This window comes from Streptomyces anatolicus (assembly GCF_019400875.1).
Lineage (GTDB): Bacteria > Actinomycetota > Actinomycetes > Streptomycetales > Streptomycetaceae > Streptomyces > Streptomyces anatolicus.
On sequence record NZ_WMBF01000641.1, the window covers coordinates 1 to 3,101 of the forward strand.

1 protein-coding gene and 1 pseudogene are annotated in these 3,101 nt (G+C 74.7%); both read left to right on the plus strand.

Going from position 1 to position 3,101, the window contains the following annotated elements:
• Positions 1-264: 264 nt before the first annotated feature.
• Complete coding sequence (gene purD, locus GKQ77_RS30765) at positions 265-1,539, plus strand: phosphoribosylamine--glycine ligase (RefSeq protein WP_219692398.1); 1,275 nt, start codon at positions 265-267, stop codon at positions 1,537-1,539.
• 306 nt (positions 1,540-1,845) lie between these two features.
• A pseudogene (locus GKQ77_RS30770) lies at positions 1,846-3,101 on the plus strand (hypothetical protein); the annotation flags it as partial.

Sequence of the window (3,101 nt, forward strand, 5' to 3'; positions counted from 1 at the left end):
AACTGGGCGCGACGGTGGTCGACGAGTACCCGAACGAATAGGTACGGACGGACGGACGGGACGGGGTGGGTGCGGCAACGGGGTGCGGCAACCGGCGGGTGGGAGCCTCCGCCGCGAAGCGGCGGCGTCCTGGGGGCCCGCCCGCGCCCCCAGAGCACAGACCAACCGTAGAAACGTACAAAAGGCTCCGGAGCCAGCGCTAGGCGGCCCGCACAAAGGCGGCCCGCACAAAGGCGGCCCGCGCCGCCAGCTAGGCTGACCCCCGTGAAGGTCCTCGTCATCGGCAGTGGTGCCCGCGAACACGCCCTGTGCCGCTCTCTGTCCCTCGACCCCGCCGTCTCCGAACTGCACTGCGCCCCCGGCAACGCCGGCACCGCGGAAGTGGCCGAGACGCACCAGGTCGACGCCCTCGACGGCGCCGCCGTGGCGGCCCTCGCCCAGCGGCTCGGCGCGGGGCTCGTCGTCGTGGGACCGGAGGCCCCGCTCGTCGCGGGCGTCGCCGACGCCGTGCGCGCCGCGGGCATCCCCTGCTTCGGCCCGTCCAAGGAGGCCGCCGAGCTGGAGGGCTCCAAGGCGTTCGCGAAGGACGTCATGGCGGGCGCGAGCGTGCCGACTGCCCGGTCGTACGTATGCACGACCGCGGAGGAGATCGACGAGGCTCTCGACGCCTTCGGAGCGCCGTACGTCGTCAAGGACGACGGACTCGCCGCCGGCAAGGGCGTCGTGGTCACGGACGACATCGAGGCGGCCCGCGCCCACGCCCTGGCCTGCGACCGCGTGGTCATCGAGGAGTTCCTGGACGGCCCCGAGGTCTCTCTCTTCGCGATCACCGACGGCGAGACCGTCGTCCCCCTTCAGCCCGCCCAGGACTTCAAGCGCGCGCTCGACGGGGACGAGGGCCCGAACACCGGCGGCATGGGCGCGTACTCGCCCCTTCCGTGGGCCGACCCGAAGCTGGTCGACGACGTCATGCGGAGCGTGCTCCAGCCGACGGTCGACGAGCTGCGCCGCCGCGGCACCCCGTTCGCGGGGCTGCTCTACGCGGGCCTCGCGATCACCAGCCGCGGCGTACGCGTGATCGAGTTCAACGCCCGCTTCGGCGACCCCGAGACCCAGGTGGTCCTGGCCCGCCTCAGGACCCCGCTCGCCGGGCTCCTGATGGCCGCGGCGACCGGCAACCTCGCCGACCTGCCCCCGCTGCGCTGGAGCGACGACGCCGCGGTGACCGTGGTGGTCGCCTCGCACAACTACCCCGGTACGCCCCGCACGGGTGACCCCATCGAAGGGCTCGACGAGGTGGCGGCACGGGATGCCCCCCACGCGTACGTTCTGCACGCCGGGACCAAGCGGGACGGCGACGCCGTCGTCAGCGCGGGCGGCCGCGTGCTGTCCGTGACGGCGACCGGTGACGGCCTCACCGAGGCCCGCGAACGCGCGTACGCCGCGCTGTCCCGCATCCGCCTCGACGGCTCCCAGCACCGTACGGACATCGCGGCGAAGGCGGCCGCCGATGCCGGGGACGCGGCGGACGCCGTGTAGCGGTACGTACGGCAGAGCAGCAGAGAAGGCCCCGGATCCGACCTGGATCCGGGGCCTTTTCGGCACCCACCTTTAGCCAAAGCCATTCCATCGAGTGACCGCTGGCCCATCCGGCTGACGACGCCCGGTACCCCAACTAGGGTGCGGCGCAAGTGTTCAGGGCGCCCAGAGCCAAACAGACCACCGGCATTGCGATGTCAGTGGCGGGTGCCACAGTGGGGGAGTGAGCAAGAGCAACGCCGTTGATGTGTGCCACCGGCCCCGGCCGGTGGCCGAGCAGTAGGCAAGCAGGGGGTGCCATCGGTCGTGTCAGGTACGGGTGTGGAGGTCGGCGCGCAGGCCGCGCGCTCCCGGGCCCTCGCCGTGCTGCGTCTGCGCAGCCGGGCGCTGGCCGTCGCCGTGCTGCCCGCGGCCGCCGCCGTCGTGCTGCTCGCGGGCGGGGCCACGGGCCATATCAGCGGCGGGAGTTGGGACGCCGTGCGCTGGGTCGTGTCGGTGCTCGCCGTGGTGGTGCTGCTCGTCGCGGCGGGCGTGGCGCTGGTCGTCGCGCGGGCCAGACCCGCGCTGAGTCCGACGGTGGCGATCGCCGAGGAGTCGGCCCCCGATCTGTACCGCCTGGTCCGCGATCTCGCCGACCGCCTTGACGTGCCCGCGCCCTCGGCGATAGCGCTCACCCCCGACTGCGACAGCTGGCTGGAGGACCGCACCCACCGGGCGCACGGCTCGTCCGCGCGGGCCAGGGACACCGCCGGGGCCGCGAAGAGGGCTTCCGACGCCGTGGGCGGCGCCCGTGCCCCGCAGGGCGGGCCGCCCACCGCCCCGGTGCTCGTGATCGGCTCGCCCTTCCTGTGGTGGATGCGGGTCGGCGAGCTGCGCGCGGTCCTCGCCCCCGTCGTGGCGGGCACGGGCCCCTCCGCGCACCCCGACATAGCCGCCGCCCGGCGCTTCGTGCGGGGGCTCGACGCCGCCGTCGCGGTCGCCGCGGCGCCGGGCCGCGACCCCGTGAGCCGCACGGTGCTCGGGGCCGTCGGCCGGATCGCCCGGCTGCTCCTGCGCAACTGCCGGGTCCATGCCGCTGAGATGGAGCGCGGTGTCGCGTCGGCCGCGGCGGAGCGTGCCCAGACCGTGGACTATGGGGTGCGGATCGTCGCCCAGGAGCAGGTCGGCCTCGCGTACGCGGGCTGGGACCGGCTGCTCACCCGGGTCGCGCTGCCCGCCTGGCGCATGGGCCGCTGGCCCTCCCGGCTTGACGCGGGCGTGGTCTCCGCGCTGACGGAGCTGTCCCGCAGGGACCGTCTGGCGGAGGGTTTCGCCTCGCGCCTGGGCGAGCGCCCCGCGTGTGACCTCCTGGAGGAGCCGGGTTCGGTGGACGAGGCGGCCTCGCTGCTCGCGGCCCGCCTCTTCCATGGCGGCCCCGCGGAGACGGGGCCGGACTGGGCGCCGGTGGCCTGGCAGGAGTATCCGGACGAGGTCGTGGACCGCAAGTGGCGCATGGACGCGGCCCGTCTGCACCGGGTCCTCGACTCCCTGGGCGTCGGCCACCACCCCGCCGACCCCACGGC